The 22845-nt window shown below is 67.1% G+C and carries 25 protein-coding genes and 1 pseudogene; 12 read left to right on the top strand and 14 right to left on the bottom strand.

Translation table 11 applies throughout. From position 1 onward, the window contains the following. Nucleotides 1-11: 11 nt before the first annotated feature. On the bottom strand, nt 12-542 hold the full coding sequence (locus VNF71_02165) for a shikimate kinase (GenBank protein HVA73356.1): 531 nt from the start codon (nt 540-542) through the stop codon (nt 12-14). Further along, nucleotides 524-1789 carry an MFS transporter gene (locus VNF71_02160; protein HVA73355.1) on the bottom strand — a complete coding sequence of 422 codons (1266 nt, stop codon included), beginning with the start codon at nt 1787-1789 and terminating at the stop codon, nt 524-526. The genes VNF71_02165 and VNF71_02160 overlap by 19 nt, the downstream gene beginning before the upstream one ends. Nucleotides 1790-1854: 65 nt before the next feature. Here VNF71_02160 and VNF71_02155 point away from each other — a divergent pair, with 65 nt between their 5' ends. Beyond that, nucleotides 1855-2745 (top strand): hypothetical protein, encoded by an 891-nt coding sequence (locus tag VNF71_02155; protein HVA73354.1) that lies wholly within the window; start codon nt 1855-1857, stop codon nt 2743-2745. Between the two features lie 16 nt (nt 2746-2761). Here the strand turns inward: VNF71_02155 and VNF71_02150 are convergent, their stop codons facing one another. Both VNF71_02150 and VNF71_02145 read right to left on the bottom strand, forming a co-directional pair. Beyond that, nucleotides 2762-3277: a DinB family protein gene (locus tag VNF71_02150; protein ID HVA73353.1), complete on the bottom strand. Its 516-nt coding sequence runs from the start codon at nt 3275-3277 to the stop codon at nt 2762-2764. Then, nucleotides 3243-3566 carry a hypothetical protein gene (locus tag VNF71_02145; protein HVA73352.1) on the bottom strand — a complete coding sequence of 108 codons (324 nt, stop codon included), beginning with the start codon at nt 3564-3566 and terminating at the stop codon, nt 3243-3245. The genes VNF71_02150 and VNF71_02145 overlap by 35 nt, the downstream gene beginning before the upstream one ends. A 155-nt stretch (nt 3567-3721) precedes the next feature. Between VNF71_02145 and VNF71_02140 the strand changes: the two genes are divergently transcribed. Beyond that, on the top strand, nt 3722-4417 hold the full coding sequence (locus VNF71_02140; GenBank protein HVA73351.1) for a hypothetical protein: 696 nt from the start codon (nt 3722-3724) through the stop codon (nt 4415-4417). 54 nt (nt 4418-4471) lie between these two features. On the opposite strand, the gene VNF71_02135 is transcribed toward VNF71_02140, so the two are convergent. Further along, nucleotides 4472-4624 (bottom strand): hypothetical protein, encoded by a 153-nt coding sequence (locus tag VNF71_02135; GenBank protein ID HVA73350.1) that lies wholly within the window; start codon nt 4622-4624, stop codon nt 4472-4474. Then, nucleotides 4597-4833: a hypothetical protein gene (locus VNF71_02130; GenBank protein HVA73349.1), complete on the bottom strand. Its 237-nt coding sequence runs from the start codon at nt 4831-4833 to the stop codon at nt 4597-4599. Before VNF71_02130 ends, VNF71_02135 begins: the two co-directional genes overlap by 28 nt. A 139-nt stretch (nt 4834-4972) precedes the next feature. Here VNF71_02130 and VNF71_02125 point away from each other — a divergent pair, with 139 nt between their 5' ends. Together VNF71_02125 and VNF71_02120 are read left to right on the top strand one after the other, a co-directional pair. Next, nucleotides 4973-5797: a TIGR03619 family F420-dependent LLM class oxidoreductase gene (locus VNF71_02125; protein HVA73348.1), complete on the top strand. Its 825-nt coding sequence runs from the start codon at nt 4973-4975 to the stop codon at nt 5795-5797. Next, nucleotides 5752-6615 carry a thioesterase family protein gene (locus VNF71_02120; protein ID HVA73347.1) on the top strand — a complete coding sequence of 288 codons (864 nt, stop codon included), beginning with the start codon at nt 5752-5754 and terminating at the stop codon, nt 6613-6615. Before VNF71_02125 ends, VNF71_02120 begins: the two co-directional genes overlap by 46 nt. 36 nt (nt 6616-6651) lie before the next feature. Here VNF71_02120 and VNF71_02115 read toward each other — a convergent pair whose 3' ends face one another. Continuing rightward, complete coding sequence (locus VNF71_02115; protein ID HVA73346.1) at nt 6652-7668, bottom strand: potassium channel protein; 1017 nt, start codon at nt 7666-7668, stop codon at nt 6652-6654. A 115-nt stretch (nt 7669-7783) separates the two neighbouring features. Continuing rightward, entirely contained in the window at nt 7784-7933 is a 150-nt protein-coding gene (locus tag VNF71_02110; protein HVA73345.1) for a hypothetical protein, read from the bottom strand. A gap of 120 nt (nt 7934-8053) precedes the next feature. On the opposite strand from VNF71_02110, the gene VNF71_02105 reads away from it, so the two are divergent. Then, nucleotides 8054-8839, top strand: coding sequence for an SDR family NAD(P)-dependent oxidoreductase (locus tag VNF71_02105; GenBank protein ID HVA73344.1), 786 nt, complete (start codon nt 8054-8056; stop codon nt 8837-8839). A 66-nt stretch (nt 8840-8905) separates the two neighbouring features. Here VNF71_02105 and VNF71_02100 read toward each other — a convergent pair whose 3' ends face one another. Continuing rightward, nucleotides 8906-9277 (bottom strand): VOC family protein, encoded by a 372-nt coding sequence (locus VNF71_02100; GenBank protein HVA73343.1) that lies wholly within the window; start codon nt 9275-9277, stop codon nt 8906-8908. Between the two features lie 146 nt (nt 9278-9423). On the opposite strand from VNF71_02100, the gene VNF71_02095 reads away from it, so the two are divergent. The 3 genes and pseudogenes from VNF71_02095 to VNF71_02085 all read left to right on the top strand — a co-directional run bounded on the left by VNF71_02095 (nt 9424) and on the right by VNF71_02085 (nt 12861). Then, nucleotides 9424-11004, top strand: coding sequence for a long-chain-fatty-acid--CoA ligase (locus VNF71_02095; protein HVA73342.1), 1581 nt, complete (start codon nt 9424-9426; stop codon nt 11002-11004). 80 nt (nt 11005-11084) lie between these two features. Further along, nucleotides 11085-11966: an FTR1 family protein gene (locus VNF71_02090; protein HVA73341.1), complete on the top strand. Its 882-nt coding sequence runs from the start codon at nt 11085-11087 to the stop codon at nt 11964-11966. A gap of 97 nt (nt 11967-12063) precedes the next feature. Beyond that, nucleotides 12064-12861 (top strand): annotated as a pseudogene (locus tag VNF71_02085) (CocE/NonD family hydrolase). Between the two features lie 97 nt (nt 12862-12958). Here VNF71_02085 and VNF71_02080 read toward each other — a convergent pair. After that, the gene (locus VNF71_02080) at nt 12959-13372 is read right to left on the bottom strand and encodes a cupin domain-containing protein (protein ID HVA73340.1); all 414 of its coding nucleotides are present in this window, start codon (nt 13370-13372) and stop codon (nt 12959-12961) included. A 67-nt stretch (nt 13373-13439) separates the two neighbouring features. Here VNF71_02080 and VNF71_02075 point away from each other — a divergent pair, with 67 nt between their 5' ends. Next, nucleotides 13440-13973 (top strand): VOC family protein, encoded by a 534-nt coding sequence (locus VNF71_02075; GenBank protein ID HVA73339.1) that lies wholly within the window; start codon nt 13440-13442, stop codon nt 13971-13973. 76 nt (nt 13974-14049) lie between these two features. On the opposite strand, the gene VNF71_02070 is transcribed toward VNF71_02075, so the two are convergent. Then, nucleotides 14050-14706 carry a TetR family transcriptional regulator gene (locus tag VNF71_02070; GenBank protein HVA73338.1) on the bottom strand — a complete coding sequence of 219 codons (657 nt, stop codon included), beginning with the start codon at nt 14704-14706 and terminating at the stop codon, nt 14050-14052. A gap of 85 nt (nt 14707-14791) precedes the next feature. Here VNF71_02070 and VNF71_02065 point away from each other — a divergent pair, with 85 nt between their 5' ends. After that, entirely contained in the window at nt 14792-15220 is a 429-nt protein-coding gene (locus tag VNF71_02065; GenBank protein ID HVA73337.1) for a hypothetical protein, read from the top strand. A 6-nt stretch (nt 15221-15226) separates the two neighbouring features. Here the strand turns inward: VNF71_02065 and VNF71_02060 are convergent, their stop codons facing one another. Continuing rightward, complete coding sequence (locus VNF71_02060; protein ID HVA73336.1) at nt 15227-16222, bottom strand: pyridoxamine 5'-phosphate oxidase family protein; 996 nt, start codon at nt 16220-16222, stop codon at nt 15227-15229. Between the two features lie 73 nt (nt 16223-16295). Between VNF71_02060 and VNF71_02055 the strand changes: the two genes are divergently transcribed. Beyond that, nucleotides 16296-17141, top strand: coding sequence for a methyltransferase domain-containing protein (locus VNF71_02055; protein ID HVA73335.1), 846 nt, complete (start codon nt 16296-16298; stop codon nt 17139-17141). Nucleotide 17142: 1 nt separating this feature from the next. Here the strand turns inward: VNF71_02055 and VNF71_02050 are convergent, their stop codons facing one another. Further along, complete coding sequence (locus tag VNF71_02050; protein ID HVA73334.1) at nt 17143-20085, bottom strand: EAL domain-containing protein; 2943 nt, start codon at nt 20083-20085, stop codon at nt 17143-17145. A gap of 340 nt (nt 20086-20425) precedes the next feature. On the opposite strand from VNF71_02050, the gene VNF71_02045 reads away from it, so the two are divergent. After that, nucleotides 20426-22066: an ABC-F family ATP-binding cassette domain-containing protein gene (locus tag VNF71_02045; protein HVA73333.1), complete on the top strand. Its 1641-nt coding sequence runs from the start codon at nt 20426-20428 to the stop codon at nt 22064-22066. 53 nt (nt 22067-22119) lie between these two features. On the opposite strand, the gene VNF71_02040 is transcribed toward VNF71_02045, so the two are convergent. Further along, nucleotides 22120-22845 (bottom strand): hypothetical protein (locus tag VNF71_02040; protein HVA73332.1); only part of this gene is annotated, 726 nt, incomplete at its 5' end.

Here is a 22845-nt window from a genome sequence, read left to right as displayed (position 1 = left end):
CCGCCGGTTAGCTACCCAGAATCTCGCTCACCTATCAGCTGGATGACCTGACTCGCGATCGCAGCGGGGTCCCGGCCGCCGGTCTCCACCACGGCGTCAGCGACGCTTCTGTATAGCGAGGCACGCTCGGCGTCCATCTCCGCCAGGACGTCGCGAGGGCGGTCTTTCAAGAGTGGGCGGTGATCACCCGGGTGGACCCTGCCCGCGAGCACTGCAGGATCCGCGTGCAGCCAGACAACCAACACGTCCGGCTTGCCGAGCGCGTCCCGCACGGCCGGGTCGAGGATCACGCCGGCGGCGGCGCCGACCACAATCCGGTGATCGCCGCCGCCCAGGCTGTCGAGCACCACCTGCGACTCGAGCTTGCGGTACGCCGCCTCGCCCCCTGCCTCCCAGAGTTCCCTCACTGTCCTGCCCGTGCGCGCGCAGATCGCCTCGTCCGTGTCCACGAAAGGCCGGCCCGCACGCTCGGCGACCAGCCGTCCAACAGTGGTCTTTCCCACCCCCATGAGCCCGACCAGGACTAGCGGTCGCTGATCCACGATTCGCTTGACCGGCGCGATACCTGCATCTGGATCCGCTCCGCGGCGGCGGCCAGCGTCGCGAACGCCGCAACGACGGCCCCGTACACCACAGCCGTGCTCCGCAACCCGAAGTGGTCGGTGGCCACGCCGGCGGCGATCACCGGGAGGCTGAAGGCCAGGTACGACACGATGTAGATCGTCGCCACGAGCGCGCCCCTCTGGTCGTCGGTCGCCAGCGACACCAGGTGGCGGAACGCGCCGAGGAAGGCCATCCCGAAGCCGACGCCGGCGACGGCTGTGGACGCGAGCAGCCCCGAGTTGCTCCGCTCGAGCACGGCGGCGACGGTGGCCGCCGAACCGACGGCGAGCACCGCGCTGCCGGCGACCATGGCCCGGCTCGGGTGCAGCTCGCGAATCAGGAAGCTCGCGAGCGCGGAGGGGGCGCAGAGGAGGAAGATGACGAGGCCTCCCCAGACGGCGTCGTTGGAGCGGGCCAGTTGTTCGGTGAGCGAGGGTGCGAGGGAGAAATAGAGGCCACCAAGGGCCCAGGTTGCGATGAGTGCAGGCAGGGCGGCGAGAAAGGCGCCCCGCGCCGCGGGCGGGATCCCGGCGCGGGGGCGCAGAACGCCGAGACCGATCGGACGTTTAGCGCCCGGCTCGTCCATGAACGCGACGACCGCGAGGCCGGCGAGCGACGCGGCGAGGAGCAGCCAGAAGACGAGGCGAGTAGGCGCCGGCGCGTACTGCACGAGAAGTCCCGCGCCCAGAGCGCCGGCAGCGAGAGACACTGATGACGCGATCGCGTTGACCGTGCTCGCGGCGGTGGGTTTGTGCGCCGGCTGCAGGTCGAGTAGCGCGGCGCCCGCCGCGCTCGCCGCCGCACCTGTTGCGACACCCTGCAGGATGCGCCCCGCGTAGAGCGCGCCCACGCCCTGCGCAGACAGGAAGAGCCACGCGGATACGACCTCGCTGGCGAGGGCAAGGGCCATCATCGGCCGGCGTCCGACGTGGTCCGACAGTGACCCGGCGATCAGCAGCACGGCGAGCACCGCAATCGCGTACACGGCGAACACTGCGGTGAGGCTTATCGGCGAGAAGTGCCACCGTTCCTGGTAGACGCGGTACAGCGGCGACACCACTGCGGAGCCGGCGAACACTACGCCGATCACGGCGGCTGAGAACCAGAAAGCCAGCCTCGGAGTCAGACGGAAGCGGCGTGTTGCGTGTGGTACGGGGCGCGCGGGAGCGGTGGTCGTCGAGGTCATCGCAGCCATACGCGCAACTGCTCGCTACAGCGGACTATTCCCGTCTGTGGATAGTCTCCCGGGGCATGACCACCAACCCCGCACGGGCGCTGGCGACGGCGATCGAGCCGTTCTCGGCGCAGGTGTACTTCTCGCCCGAGTGCCATGCCTCGTACGAGGCACTGGGCTTCGGCCCCAGCCCGGGCAAGGCCGGCGAGGTCAGCCTCCCGGACGGCCCCGCCTACTTCTGCAGCCGCGGTTCCATCCTCGGCCAGGTGCCGGGGGAGGTGGTCGCAGCCGCGTTCGGGGTGTTCAATCCCGATGTGGTCGTGCCGGCGGTGCGCCACGGTTGGACCCTCACCGACGCGACTACCATCGAAGCCGCCCGGACCGAGGGAGCGCTCGCGCAGCTACGGCGGATTCTCGGCGACGAACCGGAAGGCCTCAGGCGGGCGGTCGAGCTGCTGCAACGCGCGGTCGGCGGGTTGCGTCCCGAGGGCCGCCCGCTATACGCAGGCCTGCTGGCTCTAGGCGTTCCGGACGATCCGCTCGGCCTCGCCTGGCGGCTGGCTGACCGGCTGCGCGAGTACCGAGGCGACTCGCACATCGCCGCTTGGACGTCAGCCGGCTTCGACGCCACCGAGATCGGCCTGATCACCGAGCTGTACTGGGGCCTCCCGCTACGCACGTATATAAGGACACGGGCGTGGACCAGCGAGCAGCTCGACGTCGCCGAGGAGCGGCTGGTATCCCGGGGTCTGGTAAAAGACGCAGCCCTGACGCCCGAAGGGCGCTCAGAACGCGAGGCCGTCGAGGCGGCTACCGACAGGGCGTGCCGGCGGATAGTCGACAACCTCGTAGCCGATGTCGACGAGCTGGTGTCGATCGTCGGCGGCTGGTCCAAGGCGATCCAGGCCGCCGACGGTTACCCGGCGAGCGGGCCGCACGAGCTGGCGCAACTGTCCCGGCGGAGCTAGCTGGGTTCCGCCTGCGTCAACCCATGGTCTTCGCGCCGTCTATCGCCTCGCGGATGATGTCGGCGTGACCTGAGTGCTGGGCCGTCTCACCGATGATGTGGAGGAACACCTGCCGAGCCGTCCATCTGGAACCGGGCTCGAACCACGGCGCATCGGGCAACGATTGCGAAACGTCGAGCGACTCCAGCTCGTAGACAAGCTTGTCCGTCTCCCTGGCCACTTCGTCGTACGCGTCGAGCAAGCCCGCGAGCGTCTCGCCGGGCTGGACCTGGAAGCTGGCGGCGTGCTCCTGCATCGACTCGGGGCTCATGACGTTCATCCCCGCGGAGCCGTTGACTATGAAGCCGGTCCAACGCTTCTCGACCCGCGCCACGTGCTTGATGATCCCGGCGAGGCATAGCTCGCTCGGCGTCGGGCGGGATGATGCCTGCTCGTCGGTGAGGCCCTGAACGGTGTAGCGGAGAAAGCCGCGCTGCTTCGCGAGCTGGCCGGCGATGTCAACTCGCTCCTGGCTGCCGTGAGTTGTGGTCATGGGAGAGGGTCTTACAGCATCGTCCGGGGTAGCTCAAGGGGCTCGACCCTCGGCCGGTGCTCGAGGCGCTGGAGGGGATCCGCTCGAAGGCCGAGGTGTTGTCGGCTGCCATCGACGTCTCGTCGTCACCGCCGCAGTAGTCGACCAATCGCATCTGGCGGAGGGGGAACCTCGCCTGGCGGAGCGCCCGGAACGCCGAGACGACGGCAGCCACGCTGTCGGCGCTGACCAGGAGCTGGCCGGTGTGCGCGGAAGGCACGGCGGATCGCAGCTGTGCACGAAGCCTCACGCGCCAGCTCGGCGCCAGTCTGGCGAGCCGGCTAGAGGCGGAGGACCCGGGCGGAGGCGCGCCGCGTCGAAGAGGCCCTCCGGCCCTAGCCGCAGGCCGCCAGGCCAGGGAGACTGGAACTCAGCAGGACACTGAACGCACCAGGAGGTGCCACCATGAGAGCCCGCTGCAGGATCCGTACCGCACTTCCCGTGGCGGTGGTGCTGTACGAGGCAGCCGTCCGACCCTGGCACGAGCACTGGGGGGCCACCGAGTCCGAGACGGTCGAGATACTGGAGGGAGATCACCTGCTGGCCGAACCGGCCCACCAGGTCACACGGGCCATCACGATCGACGCCTCGCCGCAACAGGTTTGGCCGTGGATCGTCCAGATGGGTGCCGACCGCGGTGGCTTCTACAGCTACGACTGGTTGGAGAACCGTTTCGGGCTGGAGATCCACAGCGCCAGGGAGATCCGGCCCGAATGGCAGGACTTGGCGGTCGGCGACGTGGTCTACGCCAACCGAGCCCGTACCGGCGGGTGGTATGTGGTCGAGCTGCAGCCGGGGGAAGTCCTGGCGCTAGCGGTGGCCGACCTTCTACGCGACCGGCCCGTCCGGCGCACGGAGGGGTTGCGGTGGGAGTTCCTCTGGACGTTCGCGGTACGCCCGGCGCCCGACGGCAAGACGCGGCTGGTGGTGCGCGAGCGAGTCGCCTTCGGCCGGCGGCTCAGCCAGTGGCTCATGTCCCCGATGGGATTCGTGAGCTTCGTCATGACCCGCAAGATGATGTACGGCATCAAAGAGCACGCCGAATCCCTCGCCACTAGCGAACGGATCAGCCAGGAAGCTGCTGCCGGAAACGTGGCCTGACCGCTCCGGCCGGCGCTGCTCGTCGTCTCAGTAGCTGCGCGGGAGCTTGAGCACCTACTGCGCGACGTAATCGAGGGTCATCTCCTGACTGACCAGGGCGATCCGCTGGAGCCGGGCCTCCCGGAAGTCCCGCTCGACGTGGTAAACGTCGACGATCTCGACGCCGTAACCGGCAAGGGTCAGGCGACCGGTTCGACGACCCGCCATCGGGGCGGGTTCTTCTGTACCTCTTGGATCAGGCCATCGTCCTCGAGGTCCGACAGCGCCGAGTCGATGTCCGCGAGATGATTCTCGATGCCCGCTGACAGCGCCGCGGTCAAGGCTTCAGTTGCGCTGAACAAGTGCCCCGGACTGAGGCCGGACAGCACCTCCATCAAGCGAGCTCGCTGTGGTTCGGTCAACTCGGAATGGCGCATAGCCGCCCCTCCTCTCCTGCAGCACCCACCATACCGAGAGGTCCGCGTCCCACCTGGAGTCTTTCGGCCCTATGCCCGTATATATCGCGTTCTCAGCGTCGCACGGTGTCCTAACAACGACTACATCTATGTTGAGTAGGTGAAGATTGGCATACACCTCCCCCAGTACGGGCGTGCCGCGGGTGCCGCCGCCATCCGCGATGCGGCCGTGGCGGCCGAGGAGCTCGGATTTGCCGATGTGTGGGTCAGCGACCACACCGTGCACCCCGCTGGCCAGGACTACCCCTCGCCGTACCTGTTCGATCCGCTGCTCACCCTCACCTGGGCGGCCGCGGCGACAACAAGCATCGGTGTGGCAACGAGTGTCCTGGTGCTGCCCCAGTACCACCCGCTGTGGCTGGCCAACGCCACCTCGTCACTCGACGCGCTGAGCGATGGCCGGTTGAAGCTCGCCGTGGGAGTCGGTTGGAGCAAAGCCGAGTTCGAGGCTCTCGGACAGAACTTCCACACCAGAGGCAAGCGCACCGATGAGATCCTGGAGATCCTCTCACTGTGCTGGAGGACCGACCCGGCGAGCTACCACGGCACCTTCTACGACTTCAGCGACATCAAGGTCCAACCCAAGCCCGCCCACGCGATCGAGATCTGGATAGGCGGATCGAGCCCCGCCGCCTTCGAGCGGGCACGTCGCTTCGGCAGCGGCTTTCAGTTGATCGGCCTCAAGCCGGACACGATCGTTGAGCCCATCCGGCGGCTGCGCGCCGACCATCCGGACCCCGACAGCTACACCATCGGGCTGCGCACCGGATGGGACCCCCAGGGCATGGACCCCGACCAGATCCTGGAGGAAAGAGCAGGTTTCGCGGCTGCCGGCGTGCAGCATGTCGTGTGCGCCCCGTGGCGTTCGGACCTCGACAGATGGCTGCGCTCCATGGAACAGCTGTCTCAACTGGTCATCGACTAGCGCTGCCGAAGTTGATGACACGATTCGATCTTGATACGGCCGTGGTTCGCCAATGCGAAGGTGACTTCACCGCCCGAATCGATCCCGGATGGTGGATCGAACGAGGACCGAACGGTGGCTACATCGCCGCAATCCTCATGCAAGCATTGGCAGCCCATGATGCCGATCCCGATCGGCACCCTCGCTCCTTGACCGTTCACTACCTCGCTCCGGGCCGCGAAGGCCCCGCGGAGATCTCGGTTCGTACCGAGCGAGCAGGCCGAACGGTCCACTTCGTTACAGCCCGGTTACACCAGGGTGAGCGACTCCTCGCCACCGCCCATGCGGCGTTCGCGCTCCTCAATACGGACACTCCCAGCTTCGCTGACCGCACCTTCCCGAACTATCCGCGCCCGGATGCAGTGGGAACGCCGGCGGACCTGCACGTGGGCATTCCGATGCGCGACCGCTACCACTACAGGGTCGTCACGGGGGCCCCGTGGGAAGGCCCCGGCAGCCGGGCCGAGACAGGAGGGTGGATCCGGCTGAGAGAGCCGAGGCCGTACGACCCGGCGCTGATCGTCGCCCTTGCCGACGCTTGGCATCCGGCGGTCTTCGCCCGGCTGGACGAAAGGATGGGCGTCCCGACCGTCGACCTCACGGTGCACCTGCGATCCATCCGTGCACTGCAAAGCCTCCAGCCCGACGATTGGGTCGCCGTGCGGTTCCGTACGACCGTCGCAACCGAAGGATTCCTTGAAGAGGACGGCGAGCTTTGGACGCCGGACGGGACGCTCGTCGCCCACTCCCGCCAGCTCGCGCTCATCGTCTCGCCCTGACAAAGAGGATCTCGATTGGCCCGGTGTTGACACGGCTCAGGTCTCGGCCAGAGGGTTGACTTGCTGCGACAAGGCGACGAGCGACTCGAGCTGGGCCTGTGTTCCGATGGCGATCAGCACATCACCATCCGATATCAGCGTGTCAGGACCGGGATTGGTCTGGAACTGACCGTCCGCACCTCGTATGGCCAGGACCAGCGCTCCTGTGTTCTCCCGCAGCTTCGCATCGCGAAGCGAGCGGCCTGCCAGCGAGGAACCTTGACCGACGGCCACCTCGACCAGGCGGAACTCGATCTCATCTCCGTGGGTGACCACGTCGAGGAACTCCGACACGTGCGGCTGCGTCAGCATGGCCGCGACCCGATTGCCACCGATCGCCTGCGGGTTGATCACCCGGTTGGCGCCAGCCCGGAGCAGCTTGGGTTCGGATTCGGCATCGCGGGCCCGGGCGACGATGAACAAGTCGGGCCGCAACGCCCGTCCGCTCAATGCCACGTACACATTGGTTGTATCGGTGCTGGTGGCCGCCACGAGAGCACGGGCACGCTCCATGCCCGCTTGCCGAAGAACCTCGTCGTCTGTGGCATCGCCGGCGATCGTCAGGTACTCCGTGCCATCGAGGCGCTGCGAGTCCTGGTCGATCACGACGAAGTCCTCGTCGCTGGCGGCGAGGTGGCGGGCAACGGAGCGACCGACCCTGCCGAATCCGCAGACAATGACGTGGTTGGTGAGTTGGCTGATTCTCTTCTCCATCTTGTGCCTCCCCCAGATGTCGAACACGTCGCCTTCGATCACAGCCTCGAGGAGCACCCCGAACGCGTAGAGGACGGTCCCCACCCCCATCAGGATCAAGATGATGGTGAACACCTCTGGACCAGCTGTCCGAGGAAAAAGCTCGCGGAATCCGACCGTGCTCACGGTCGTCACGGTCTGGTAGAGGGCATCGAGAGGACTCAGGCCGACCACCCAGTAACCGAACGTCCCTCCTCCCAGTACCAGCGCCAAGGCCAGGAGGGCTATCCACATCCGCCTCTTGAGCTGGGAGAACGTCACGTTCCATATGGTCTCACCCGAGACCAGTTCCAGGTCGCTCGGCGGGCGCAGGTCACCCAGACCGCTCCGACGTGAGGTCGAAGTCCTTCCTCGATGTTCGGGCCACCGCCGGCGCCTAGCCGACCGTGAGCTGGTGACCCATGGACTCGACCATGTCTGAGCCCATCAGCACGTGTCCTGCCAGGATCGGCAGCTCCGCATGGGCGAAACCGAAAGCTTCCTCGGTGGTCCCCATGAAGTTCAGATAGATGGCTACCCGGCTCATCGTTGCTCCCTTCCCGTCTGCTCTGCTGACGTTGCCGCCGGGCATCCTGTTCCGCTAGATCAGACGTTATGACGACCCGGAATACATCGATGAGACAACCTACCTAGGGTTGTCGAGGTCATGGCTGATCACACCTTCCCCATCCCGTACGCAGGTCACGCCTTGACGGGTCAAGTGGCACTCGTGACCGGGGCAAGCTCCGGTCTGGGCCGTCGTTTCGCTCTGACCCTCGCCGCCGCCGGAGCGTCGGTGGCTGCTTGCGCCCGGAGAACCGCCAGGCTCGAGGAGCTCGTCACGGAGATCGAGCAACGAGGAGGCAGGGCGGTGGCAGTCGAACTGGACGTCACCGACGCCGCCTCCATCACAGCGGCGGTCCAGCGGGCCGAGGACGAACTGGGCCTGGTCGACATCCTCGTCAACAACGCCGGGATACCCGACGCCCAATACGCCACCCGCATGCCGCTCGAGCTGGTCGACCGGGTGATCGACACCAACCTGCGCGGGCCATGGCTGCTCTCCTGCGAGGTGGCCCGCCGTCTCATGAAGGCCCAGGAACCCGGACGGATCGTGAACATTTCCTCCGTCGGGGCCTTGAGCTACGACGGTGGCGCGGCGGCGCTCTATTCGGTTACCAAAGCCGGTGTCATCAGGATGACCGAGGTGCTCTCTGCGGAGTGGGCCAAGTACTGGATCAACGTCAACTGCATCGCTCCTGGGTCTTTTTCCTCGGAGATGATGGACGGCATGATGGCTCGCCTCGGTTTCTCGCCGGACGTGGTCGGGCCGCGCCGGCGGATGGGCGACCCGGCCCAGCTCGACAGCACTCTTCTGTACCTCGTGGCCCGCGAGTCCGAGTTCGTGACCGGCGCCGTCATCCGGGTCGACGACGGCCAAGGTCCACGCTGACCATGCTTGGGGGCTACCGCCCGACCTCCGCTCGATACAGCGCAGTCACCACCACCGGGCTTTCCGTCACTCGGGGTTGTGGCACACAGCCTCGACGTTGTTGCCGTCAGGGTCCCGCACGAACGCCCCGAAGTAGTTGGGGTGGTACTCGGGCCAGAGCTTCGGTTCATGCAGAACTTCTGCTCCCAGGCCAACAGCCGCTTCGAAGAAGGCCATGACCTTGGCGCGACCTGGAGCGGTGAAGGCGATGTGCGACTCGCGGAAACCTTTCCCTGTCTGCTGGCGACCGATCCAGAACTCCGGCCGGGGAGGAAGCCCGTAGCCAATGGCTTCGTCGAAGACCATGACACGTTCACCGCCAAGCGGAGCCAGTACCGCGTCATAGAACGCAGCGCTGGCGCGAAGGTCGTGGCACTGGATTTCGATGTGATCGAGCATGCGGCCATCCTCGCGCCGGGCACATGGCATCCGTCCCAAACGAATCGAGACTCCCGTACACAAGGCCTGCCCGAAGCCAGCAGGGTCGAGATTGCCGGCATCACCTTGAGGTCCCATGGTCGACGCGGTGCCGTACGCTCCACGCCATGACTGACGTGAGCACCCGAGAGATCCGGTGCCTGGCGGACATCCTGAGAGTTCACGGCGCAGAGCTCGCGGAACAGACGGCTGTGCAGTGCGCCGGGAAGTCCTTGACCTTCGCCGAGTTCTACGAACGGGCCAAGGCGGTCGCCGGCGCCCTCGCCAGCAAAGGCGTGAGGGCCCACGATCGTGTCGCGGTGATCGACCGCAACTCCATCGAGAACCTGGAGGTGGTGTTCGGGGCCGCCCTGGTGAATGCCGTCGTCGTCAACGTCAACTGGCGCCTCGCGCCGCCAGAGATTCTGCAGATACTCGACGACGCTCAGACCGAGCTGGTGATCGTTGGTAGCGACTTCTTCGCCGCCGTGGAGTCGATCGAATCGGAGATTGGCGAGAAGGCCGACATCGTCGCCATCGGCGAGCACGCGCGCTGGGAAGGCTACGAAACCTGGCTGGCGAGTTGCGAACCATCGGATCCCGGCGCTGTTGCGGCGCCGGAGGACGTGGCGTTCCAGCTCTACACGTCAGGCACGACCGGCTTGCCGAAAGGGGTGATGCTCACCACCTCCAACCTGATGACGGCGTGGTCCCGCATCAACGAGGCGTGGGAGTTCGAACCCGGGCGCTCCGTCAACCTCGCCCTGATGCCGATGTTCCACATCGCCGGGCTGGGGTGGTCGACCGCCGGCCTCTACTTCGGGTGCCGCACGGTGGTCCTGAAGGACGTGGAGCCGGCAGAGATTCTCCACGTCATCTCCAAGGAGCACATCACCCACGCCTTCATGGTGCCGTCGGTGATCCAGTTCCTGCTGCTGACCCCCGGAGTGGAGGAGGCGGACTTCAGCTCGCTCCGCAAGCTCGTCTACGGCGCCTCCCCGATTTCGGCGCCGGTGCTGGAGAAGGCGCTCGAGGTGATGGGCTGCGACTTCGTGCAGGTGTACGGCCTAACCGAGACCACGGGAGCCATCACCCAGCTCGAGCCACAGGATCATGAGCCCGTGGGCCGACCCGGCCTGCTGAGGTCGTGCGGCCGGCCCTACCCCTGGGTCGAGATGCGCGTCGTTGACAACCAGGGTCACGACCTGCCGGCCGGGCAAGTGGGCGAGCTGTGGACTCGCAGCGGGCAGAACATGGCGGGCTACTGGAACAACCCCGACGCCACGCGGGCCGTGCTCGACGAAGAGGGATGGTTGCGGACCGGCGACGCCGGCTACCTGGACGAGGACGGCTTCGTCTACCTCCACGACCGCGTGAAGGACATGATCGTCACCGGCGGGGAGAACGTCTACCCGGCAGAGGTAGAGAACGTACTGATGCGCCACCCGGGCGTCGCGGACGTGGCCATCTTCGGAGTGCCGGACACCAAATGGGGTGAGGCGGTCAAGGCCGCGGTCGTACCCACCAAGCCTGCAAACCCGCCAAGCGCGGAGGACCTCATCTCTTTCGCCCACGAGTACCTGGCCGGGTACAAGTGCCCGAAGTCGATCGATTACGCCACGGCCCTCCCGCGCAATCCGTCCGGCAAGCTCCTCAAGCGCGAGCTACGTGCGCCGTACTGGGAGGGCGTCAGCCGCCAGATCGGCTGAGGCAGGATGAGCCCTGAGGCGATCCTCATATTCCTGTAGAGGTTGACTAAACCTTATTTCTTAGGTATACCTAATAACTGATGGCAGCGACGTTCGTGATCTTCCTCCGAGAGGGGATCGAGGCCTCCATGGTCGTGGCCATCCTTCTGGCCTCCCTGGACCGCCTCGGCCAGCGCGGCCACTTCCGCGACGTGTTCGCCGGGGTCGCCGCCGCCCTGGTCCTGGTCTCAGTGGGCGGGGTCGCCGCCTACCTGACGATCAAGGCCTACGCGGGGTCGCGAACCCAAACCATCTTCGAGACCGTCACCTACCTCGTCGCCGCCGCGGTGTTGACGTACATGACTTTCTGGATGCGCAACCACGCTCCCCGCCTCTCCACTGAGCTCAAAGAGCGCACCCGTGCCGCCCTCGACGGTCGCGCCCGCTGGGGGCTGCGCGTCCTGGCCTTCCAGGCCGTGGGACGCGAAGGCCTGGAAACCATGGTGTTCACGCTGGCGATCGTGTTCGCCACCGGTACCCACGGCGCTCTTGCGGGCGGTGCCGGCGGTCTGGTCGTGTCGCTGGCCGTCGCGTTCGCCATCTACCGGCTGGGCAAGAAGATCAACGTGGCGGCGTTCTTCACGGTGGTCGGCGCTCTGCTGATGGTGTTCGCCGCGGGCATCCTGGTCGATGCGGTCGAGAACCTGCAGCAGTTGGGCTGGCTCCCGATCTTGACCCACCCGATGTGGAACACCAGCCATGTCCTCAGCGAGAGCAGCGCTCTGGGCGACATCTTCCACAGCTTCTTCGGCTACGCAGACCGCCCCACCATCGGCCAGGCCGTCGTGTACGTCACCTACCTGGCAGCGGCGATCGGGGCCTTCGTCGCCTGGAGGTCCCGCCGGCCAGTTGGCGAGAACGGGCACCAGCCTGCCGTGCAGTCCAGACGGGCTGCCCGCCGCCTGACCACACCCGCCGCCTGACCACACCCGCCGCCTGACCACGCCCGCCGCCTGACCACGCCCGCCGAACGGCGTCTGGACAGTCTTCCGGCAACCCGGGACGAATAAGACGCTATGTCCGATTCGTCCTGACTCTCGTTCGGCATGGGTCACCACCAGCTCGAAGTGGCCACCGGCCACCGAGACCGATCAGCTCTACCTCGGAAGTGGCGAAGCTTTGACAGCTGCCGCACCGCAGGGCTCCGAACCGTCCGACAGCTACGCCTTCCCGACCGTGTCGACGGGCACCGAGGACGGCGTCGTCGCGGGCCAGCACAACGAGTTGTGGAAGCTGCCCGGGACTCCCGACGGGGCGCTCGTCTACACGACACCCAAGCTCGCCCGTGACGTCGAGCTGCTCGGCCCCGCCAGCGTCGACCTGTGGCTCGGATCCACAACCACCGACACCAACCTGCAGGCCACGATCACCGAGGTCCGCCCCGACGGCCAGGAGGTCTACGTCGCCCGCGGATGGCTGCGCGCCTCCCAGCGAAAGCTCGACGTTCGAGCGAGCACACCGACGATGCCGGTGCAGACCGACCTCCAGTCCGACGTCCAGCCTCTCGTGCCGGGGCAGCCGACGTTCATGCGCTTCGCAGTGTTCCCCTTCGACTACGTGTTCCGCGCCGGATCACGTATCCGGCTGATCATCGACACCCCCAGCCAGACAGGCGGTTGGAACTTCGAACCGCTCGCCGACGCGGGCGTCAACAGCATCCTGCACGACGCGCAGCACCCCTCGGAGATCGTGGTCGGAACCGTTTACGCCGCCGGGCCCCCCGCCGGCCGCCCCGCGTGCGACACGCTTCTCAACCAACCCTGCCGCCCGGACGCCTTCACCGCATCCGACCCGCCCGGCGAGCTCGACTGGCCGTGACGCGCAGGTGGTGACGCGTGTCTCGCTGCTGTCGCTGGTCTCGTTGCTGACGGCGATACCCGCGATCACGGGAAGTCAAGGCAGACGAACACGATCCCTAGGTGGTTCCCCGATACGCCGCGTCGCTCACGTGGTCGCCCCATGTGGCCGGCCCCTCGGTAATCGACAGGTGGGTCATGAAACGGTCAGGTGCCGCTCCGTGCCAGTGCCATTCACCTGACGGGGTGTGGACGACGTCTCCTGGCCGGATTGCCACTATGGGTTCTCCTCGTGACTGCGCCCGGCCCTCGCCTTCGGTGACATAGAGGGTCTGCCCGCCGTCGTGGCTGTGCCACGCGGTCCGGGCGCCCGGTGTGAAGTGCACGGCGGCAACGTTGGCTCGCGACGGCTCCTGTGCTTGGACGAGCGAGTCGAGGTAGACGTCGCCGGTGAACCAGTCGGCCGGACCCTTGACGGTGGCAGCCTTGGGCTTGATCTCCATTCTGTCCTCCCGGTCGTTTTCCGAACCCATGCTTGCAGAGGTTCGCGAGGCACCCGCTTTGCGTGCCACGGCTCGTGCCTGGAAGCCTCTTCGACTCGTGAGCACCCATCAGGACAGCGCTACCGACGACTCGATCATCTTGCAGTCGGTCGGCGCCGTGTTCGACCACGCTGCCCACGCCGTCCCGTCGATCCGACCGGCCCTGCCGCTGTACCGGGACCTGCTCGGAGGGACCGTCGTTGCTGGAGGTATCAACCCGTGGGCCGGGCACCTGGCCGTACAGCTGGAGTATCCGCATGGTGGGCGGATCGAGCTGCTCGAACCGGTTCAACGTGACTCGTCATCGGTCGGGGCTTTCCTGGAACGCTCACCGCGGGGGGGTCTTCATCACCTGACGTTCAAGGTGCCCGATCTGGCGGCGGCTCTGGAGGTGGTGACGGCTGCTGGTTTCACACCGTTCGCGACGATGCTGGACCAGCCCAACTGGAAAGAGTCCTTCCTCCATCCCCGGCAGACCGGAGGAGTGCTGATCCAGCTGGCTCAGGCCGGGCCGGGGTTCCCCGGTCTGGAGCAGCCGCTCGAGGATCTGCTCGCCCGGGGCGAGGCGATGCGCCAAGCGGCAGGAATCTAGGCGCCGCCGTCCTCCCAAGGACGAAGCTTGACGGCCGCCCAGATCGTGTGCGGCGCTCGCTTCGTCGTGGCCGTGCTTAGTGACGCTTGCCGGAGCGCGACAGGACCGGCTGCAGCCCTTGGTCGATGAGGTCCAGCGCCTGATCGGTCAAGGTGTGGAGGTCATCCCGGCAGGATGAACGAACCCATTGGGTGAGGGCCGCCCTGAACGCGCCGACGATGACCGCCGCCGCGGTCCGGGGAGTGAGTTCGCCCGCATCCATCCCGAGTTGATTGGCGACCGCATGGGCGACGCCACGCTCCCATTGGGTGAGGAACTCCAGGTTGCGCGCCGCGACGTTCATCGACGTCTCTCGGATCACCTTCGAACGGGCGAGCACGGCCTCGGACCGCTCGATGTACCAGTCCGCCATCCGGTGCAGACCGGCCCTGATCCCGGCCACGGCGTCGTCCTGGTCGCTGAACTCGAGCGCCTCGGTGAGCCGGGCGCTGAGTTCGGGGTAATCGGCGAGGAGGGCGTCCTCCTTGGTCTCGAAGTACCGGAAGAAGGTGCGCCGGGACACCCCCGCGGCACTCACTATCTCCTCGACGGTGACGCCCTCGAACCCGCGGTCCAGGAAGAGCCGCAGGGCAGCGTCGGCGATCTCGGCTCGTGCTCGGGCCTTGTTGCGCTCCCGCAGTGTCGGGCTCGCAGTTGTCGGGCTCGGCAGTGCCGCGCTCGAGAGATCCCCCATGGTCCAATCCTACTCAGATCTCGTGTACCGAATGTCACATCGGCACAGATTGCATTTCAGATACTAGCTGCTAATATGGCACTCAGTGACACTAACTGGAGACGCTGAAATGAAGATCTACTCGGCAGTGGTTTCGCAGGTCGTACCCGTCGGTTTCGCCGACCTCGCCCAGGCGGCTGACAAGCTGCCCGGCATGGAGATGACCGGCGGCCGTGCCCGGCTCAGGGTCCACGACCGCGTCGGCACCGGTCTTGCCGGGGCGGTCCGCTTCGGCGGGACCCTCCGGACGGCCTCTCCCCTACTGCCCTCGGTGAAGGTCGAGCTGGTCGTTTCTCCCTGGTCTGCAGGCCGGAGCGAAGTCGCCATTCACCCGATAACCAACCTCGGTCCACTCGACTCGATGCGGTCCAACCGGTTCTTCGAGTCGGCTCCTTCCGTCCTCGCAGCGGCGATCGGCCGTCTCTACGAGCAGCTGCCGGTAGAGGTGCCCGCCGCCGTCGAACTGGCAGCCTGAGCCGCTTCAACCGCCGGCGAGCTGAGCGGCGCGCAGCTTGGCCAGTGAAGTGAGAGCGGGCTGCTCCTCGGGGATCGTCGGGATCACCTGATTGCGGCGCGCTGTCTCCTCCCGGAGGCGCCGCATGAGCTGATCCTTGGTCGCAGGGCCGGGACCCGTGATCTCGCGCGGGTCGACCATCATGGGGTGTTGGGGTAGGGCGCGTTCCACGGCGAAGTGCACGTTCTTCCCGTCGATGCTGGCCCGGCCGAGGAAGGTCTCCAAACCCCGGAAGGTCAACGAGCTCTTTCCCCCGCCCGCCCACGGCAACCCGGATGGGAAGGTCAGCTCGAAGCCGTCGTCGCGCATCTCGACCGTCGAGGCCCGGAAGGGCATCGGATACCCGTCTCCGTCGCAAAGCGTCACGTGGGCGGGATCACGGCGCACCATCGCGGCGGAGGCGAGCTCTCTCCACGGATGAAGCGGCCAGCTGGCCGGGGAGCTCACACGCCCGGAGGGCGCCGGATCGGAGTCCGGGTAGACAGCATCCGGACCGGCTTCCCACCGTTGGGGTGGACCATCCATCTCGGACACGCTGTCCCACCAGAGGATCTTCGCCGGCGTGACGCTCACGATGATGCGGGTCCAGTACCAGACAGCGTGTCGGGCCACGTCCCACGGGTCGCCGTTGGGAGGCATTAAGCCGGTCTCGGCCAGATAGCGGACGGCGTTCGATTGAAGATCCGCGTCTCGCACCGCTGCACGGCCGGCGATGGCCACGACTGGGCCGCCGTCAGGTCCCTCCATGAGAAGACCGACACGCGGATCGCGTCGTGCCCTTTCGGCCTTGGCGGGATAGGCAAGCCCGGTGGCCAGATCGATGGTTGCGAGATCATCGCTGGGAAAGCAGTAGATGGGCGTGTCGATCGGGACGCCGGAACAGGTCAGAGTGGCAAATTCGGCGAAGAGGCTTGTCGTGACGACCCGTTGGACCGGTTCGGGAAGCTTGCGTAGTGGTGTCAATGGGCCCCCTCCCGCTGTGAACCGGTTCCAACTCTCTCGGCGAAAGATAGCTCCTGCAGATAACGTCCGGTCCATGTCATTCGCCAACACCGAACAGGCCGAGTACTGGGCCTCCCGTGCCTCGTCGTGGATGTCGCTCGAGTCCCACCACGAGCAGGTGATCGGGCCGGCCGGACGCATGGCCATGGATCGCCTCGACCCGCGGCCGGGTCAGCTCCTTATCGACCTCGGTTGCGGGACGGGCCAGACCACGGTCGAGCTGGCGCGCCGGGTGGCCCCCGGCGGGCGTGCCGTCGGCGTCGACATCACCGCCGCCTTCCTCGAGCGGGCCCGCGAGCACTCCGGCGATGCGGGTGTCGACAACGTCGAGTTCCGGCATGGCGACGTCCAGAGCAGCGACGTCGGGCGAGCCCGATTCGACGGCGCGTTCTCCCGCTTCGGGGTGATGTTCTACGCCGATCCGGTTGCCGCGTTCACCAACGTCCACGATGCGCTGAAGCCCGGAGCCGTGATGTCCTTCGCGTGCTGGCAGGCAGTGACGTCCAACGAGTGGATGCTCGTGCCCGCCATGGCCGCAGTCTCGGTGCTCGGGACCATGCCCGAAATGCCCGGGCCAGACGCTCCCGGGCCGTTCTCGCTATCCGACGCGGATCGCACACGAAAGATCCTCGAGTCGGCCGGCTTCCACGACATCGACATCAGCGACCACTCCGACCAGATGAGCGTGCCCGAAGATCGAATCCCGCCGTGGAGCGACTCGGCGTTGCGGGTCGGCGCGGTTCAGAGGATGCTCGACGGTGCCGGCAGCGAGACGGTCGAGCAGGTCCGTGCAGCGATCGACGAGGCGATGAGATCCCGCCTGCAAGATGGTGAGGTCGCTTTCAGCCGGTCGATCTTCCTCGTCAGAGCCGAAGCTTGATCTAAGAAGACAGCGCGGCGTTGCGCGCGCCAACGACCGTCTTTTCCCGCAGAAGCTCGGTGATCTCATCGCTCGATCTGGGCTCGCTGTAGAGGAACCCCTGCAGGAGATCGCAGCCGTGAGCGATCAGGAACTCAGCCTGGGCGCTGGTCTCCACACCCTCGGCCGTCACGCCCAACCCCATAAGGTGCGCCATCTCGATCGTGGCGGAGGCGATTGCCACGTCGTAGCGGTCCTCCGGCAACCCCGAGACGAACGACCGGTCGATCTTGAGCTGGCCCACCGGGAAGTGCTTCAGGTGCGTCCAACTCGAGTACCCGGTGCCAAAGTCGTCCAAGGCCAGACCCACGCCGAGTTGGCGCAGCTGGGCCAGGAGGTCTGCGACGCGGTCCGGCTCCTGCATGGCTGCGGTCTCGGTGAGTTCCAGCTCGACCAGCTCGGGACGCACCCCAGTATCGTGCAGCACCCTGGTCACCAGGTCAACCAGATCGGTGCCCCGGAACTGGTGTGCCGAAAGGTTGACCCCGACCCGAACGGGTGGGAGCCCGGCGTCCGTCCAGCGCTTGCACTGCGCAGCCGCCTCGAAGAGCACGCAGGCGTCCACGGCTCCGATCAAGCCCCGCTCCTCCGCTAAGGCAATGAACTCACCTGGCGCAACCAGCCCCCGCCGCGGATGATTCCAGCGCACAAGGGCCTCCACGGCCACGACCTCGCCGGTGGCCGCGGCCACCTGCGGCTGGTAGTGGACAACGAGCTGGCCGCTCCGCACCGCCTCGTGAAGGTCGGCCTCGAGCTCGAGAAGCTGCCGAGCCCGGGCGTTCATGGCCGGGGCGTAGCGGAGCTGGTTGTTCCGCCCTGCCAGCTTGGCCCCGTACATGGCGGTGTCTGCGTTCTTCAACAGCGTCCGAGCATCCTGTCCGTCGTCGGGATAGAGCGCCACGCCGACACTGGCCGACAGGAACAGCTCCTGCCCGTCAAGATTGATCGGATCCCGGAACGCCCTAACAACGCGCTCCGCAATGGCCGCGGCATCCTCCGGCCCGGTGACGCCGTTGAGAAGCAAGGTGAACTCGTCACCTCCGAGGCGCGCCAGGGTGTCGGTGTCGCGGATGCACGCCCGCAGCCGTGCCGCCGCCACCTTCAGAAGCTCGTCGCCTTTGTCGTGGCCCATGCTGTCGTTGACGTTCTTGAAGCGGTCGAGGTCGCAGAAGAGCAGCGCCAGCTGGCGTCCCTCAGTCTCTGCCTGGGCCAGGCAGGTCTCGAGCGCTTCAGAGAAGTGCCGTCCGTTGGGTAGTTCGGTGAGGGCGTCGTGATAGGCGAGCTGCTTGATGCGTTGCTCGTCGCGCTGAAGCCGGCGCACCGCCTCGCGCTCCTGCTCGAGCAGCCGAACTTTCTCGAAAGCAAGCGCGGCTTGGTCGGCCAGGCCTGTCAGACGGTCGGCCAGGGCCTGCTCGTCGACCAACGGTGGCGAGTCGGCACCCCGCATGGCCGCGATGGCGCCCAACATCTCACTCCCGCTCTGGATGGGAACGGCGAGGATCTCCTCGAGGTCGATTGCCGCCATGCGCTGCTGCAGGTACGGGTCGGTGGTGTTGCGATGGATGTGCTGGGGCTGTCGGGTCCGGAACATCTCGCCCAGCACCGGTGTGTCGGTCGCCGAGATGGTGTCCTTTGGCAGAACGGGAGGGTTGAGATCGTCGAGTGAGGCGCGGGCACGGACGCGAAGCACCTCGTTCTCGGCATCCCATAGGAGGACGGTGGCCCGGTGGGCGCCGATGACCGTTGGCACCGCGTCGGCGAGTCGTTGGGCGACCTCGTCGGTCGAGGTCGCCTGGGCCAGCTGGCCAGACAGCTCGAGCAGCTTGCTCGCAGTCTCACCCCGGCGGCGGGCCTCCTCCAGCGCCGTGGCCGCGTCAAGGGCCACCGCGGCCTGGCGGGCGTACGAGGCGAAGAGCCGCCGCTCCTCGGGAAAGAAGGTGTGCTCCAAGTCGTAGACCGCGACCAACCGCCCGTAGAAGTGTCGGGACGACGCCACATCGACGATCAGCCTCGAGCCGCCGCAGTCGTCGGGCGTGTCGACCAGCACCTCGGAGGCCAACCGAAGAGCGTCTTCGGTCGACATCCCCTCGTGGTGGACAGAGACACCCTCAGCGTCGTCACTGAGGGCGAGGAGAAAGCGCTGGGCTCGCACCGCGTCGGCGGCGCGCCGGGTGATGCGGCGAAGAACGGTGTCGACATCGGCAGGCGACACCAGATCTACGATCGTCGACTGCAGCTCCTCGTGACGCCCGCTCAGCAGGCGCAGCTCCTCCTCCAGATAGGCGAGCTTGGCCCGGCGCCGAGCCCAGGGCAGGCGGAATCGAGCGCGCCACTTGAGCCTGTAGATGCAAGCCGGGGCACCTCGTACCTGGCATTCCTCGTGTACGACCAGGGCGGGACCGAGCCCGAACAAGGCCGGGATCTGCGAGAGAAGGCCGATGGTGTACTTGCAGTCGACGATGTTCGGCTCGTACCCATCGTGCAGGCGGTTGGATATCACCGCGCCCTCGCGGCCGACCGACAGTGCCTGGCACGTGTAGTTGGTGGAGAACTTGGCTGACGCCTTGGCCACGCTCCGGCACACCGACGCCGGCGAGCCCAACGCCCGGAGCATGAGACGGATGGCCGTACCGGTCTGCCGCTCGAGGACCGCCGCGCCGATCAGCCGGGGTGTCTCCGGGTCGCCGAGGACGGCGATCGCCGCCTCGAACAGACGGATCTTCTGGCCATAGGAGCTCCAGCGGCCCTCGTCGAGGAGCTCCGCCATCGGGCGGGTCTCGCCGGCAATGGCGAGCATCCGCTCGACCGCGGCGTCACCGCCACGGTCCCGTACGTACCCGGTGATCAAGGCGACCGTCAGGTTCGAAGAGTCGCGCTCCTCATCTGGATCGCCTGTTGCCCCCATGCACCAATTGTCGGCACATTGCCCAGGCGAGTTGAGCCGGGGTGCAAGCGCTCGACCCCAGAGGTCGTTCTCAGGGATCAGACCTGGACGGGCTGGCCGAAAAGGAACCCTTGCAGTCACGGACTACCCGGTGCCGAAGTCGTCCAGCCCAACCGGACAACCGAGGTCGCGTATCGAACGCGGGACGGCGGCGGCGAAGCCAAACTCCGTCGATGCGCAGGAATTGACCCCCTACGGGTCGAACCTGCCTGAAACGGACAGACCAGCAGCCAGGCCAGCAGCCCGACCACTTCGGCACCGGCTCGGGACACGTCTGGCGAACCCCTAGCCTTGCCAAGCTGTGCTGTCAGCTCGACAGGTGACCGTGACCCGGGCGAACCGGACCGTCCTCGACTCCGTGACGTTGTCGGTCGACAGAGGGTCGCGCCTGGGGATCGTCGGGCCAAACGGCATCGGCAAGAGCACCCTTCTCCGCGTGCTCGCCGGCATGCAGGTCCCCGACGAGGGCAGAGTAGAAAGAGCGCCGGCGTCGCTTCGGATCGCGCTCCTTCCCCAGGAGACCGACGCGCTACCGGACGAGAAGCTCATGGACTACCTTGCGCGCCGCACCGGTGTGGCCGATGCCGAGGCCGAGCTCGACCGGTTGACGGAACTGCTTGCCGCGGACCCGGCGATGATCGACGACTACACCGCGGCTCTCGAGGTCTTTCTGTCGGTAGGTGGGGACGGTTTCGCGGTTCGGGCGGCCGAGGTGGCCAAAGACGTCGGCTTGCCCCCGGACAAGGCGGACGTCCCGGTCGCCGAGCTCTCTGGTGGCCAGGCGGCCCGGGCCCGGCTGGCGGCCGTGCTGCTCACCAGAGCGGACGTCCTGCTTTTGGACGAGCCGACCAACGACCTCGACTTCGCCGGCCTCGCTCTCCTCGAAGGTGCGGTCGATCGCTTCGATGGGGCGGTGGTCGCGGTGTCGCACGACCGGGCCTTCCTGGATCGGGTGGCGACGCGGGTAATGGAGTTGGAGGAGCACACACACCGCGCCAGCGAGTACGCCGGCGGGTGGAGCGAGTTCGTCGAACGACGGGCCCTCGCCCACTCCCAGGCCACCGCCGCTTACGGCGAGTGGAAGGCGGAACGCGACCGCCTCCGGGCTCGGGTCAGGGCCCAGCGGTCGTGGTCGGAGGAAGGTGTGCGCCGCGCCGCCAAGAAACCGAAGGACCGCGACAAGGCGCAGCGCGGGTTCTTCGTCAACCGCACCGAGAAGCAGGCGTCCAAGGTGCGAATCTCCGAACGCGCGCTCGAGCGACTGGGCGAGCTGGAGAAACCGTGGGAGGGCTGGCAGCTCCAGCTCGACCTATCCCACTCACAGCGGAGCGGCGACCGCGTAGCCACCCTCTCTGGCGCGGTCGTACGGCGCGGGGACTGGCAGCTCGGCCCGGTCGACCTCGAGATTGGATGGGCCGAGCGGCTGGTCATCACCGGGCCGAACGGCGGCGGCAAGTCCACCCTTCTGGCGGCGATACTCGGGCAGGTACCGCTGGCGGCGGGCGATCGTTGGGTTGGGCCGTCGGTTCGCTTCGGTGAGCTGGATCAGCGCCGGCGGCGTGCCGATCCGTCGTTGGGCCTCGTGGACGCGTTCGTGGCTGCCACGCGGGTAGATGTTGAAGAGGCGCGGTCGACGCTCGCCAAGTTCGGTCTGGGCGCGGGACACGTTGGCCGGCCGGTCGGGGGTCTCTCCCCGGGTGAGCGCACCCGGGCAAAGCTCGCAGAGCTGATGGTGCTGGGCACCAACTGCCTGGTGCTCGACGAGCCGACCAACCACCTGGACCTGCCGGCGATCGAGCAGATCGAGGAAGCTCTCGACTCCTACACCGGGACGCTCCTGCTGGTCACCCACGACCGCTGGTTGCTCGAAACGGTCGACTTCGACCGGCTCGTCGAGGTCCACGACGGGATGATCACCGCGGACGAGAGGCAGAGCGCCTGAGCGAACCCGCTCCCTGGCGCGCTCGGGGTCATCCAGGGGGAAAGACGACCCGCCTACGCGTGACCGGCCCCGACGAGCTTCTCGCCCGCCTCGTCGTCCTCGTCCTCCCTGCGCCGGCGCCACAGGAGGAACAACAGCAGCGCCACCGCGACCAGAACGATCACGGCGATCACCGTTACGAGCAGGAAGCTGCCACTCCGACGATGGACGGCGACGGCCGTCACCGCCGCGGAGGTCTCCCCGGCAGCGGTCGGAAAGGAGATCGTGGCGGTTGCCTGGCGGGTGACCTGGTCCGAAGTGAGAGTTATCACCGCGGCCCACGGGCCGCTCGGAATGTTGCGATCGAGGAGGACCGTCACCGGCTCGGTCTGGCCGATGCCGAGCGTCGTCCCCAGCTTCGCGGGGAACGGTCCCGCTCGCGTGCCTCCCGGGCCGTTGTTCAAGACGAGCGAGCCGGTGAGGTCAAGCGCGCGGCCACCCGTGTTGTGGACCGACGCGGTCACGTACGGGATCCCTGAGGCATTCCGGGCCGCAGTCAGGGAGTTGATGGTGAAGTCGATGGGTGGCGCGGGCCCGCTCCCAACGGAGAGGTAGACGCGGATGCCGACGCGGTTGACCACCGATATCCCGCCGCTGCCTGTGCTGGCGGGTGGCTGAGCCCAGACGACGCCGTACCTCTCACCGGAGGAGGCGTTCGCTGGGACGGCGATGGTGACAGTGGCCGTCACCTGACCATGCGGCGGGATGACGACGGTGTTGGGCTGCACCGTGATCCAGCT

It is taken from the genome of Acidimicrobiales bacterium, from assembly GCA_035533095.1.
Lineage (GTDB): Bacteria > Actinomycetota > Acidimicrobiia > Acidimicrobiales > Palsa-688 > DATLUM01.
Note: the sequence above shows the minus strand (reverse complement) of the source record. Positions and strands in the feature narration are given on the sequence as shown.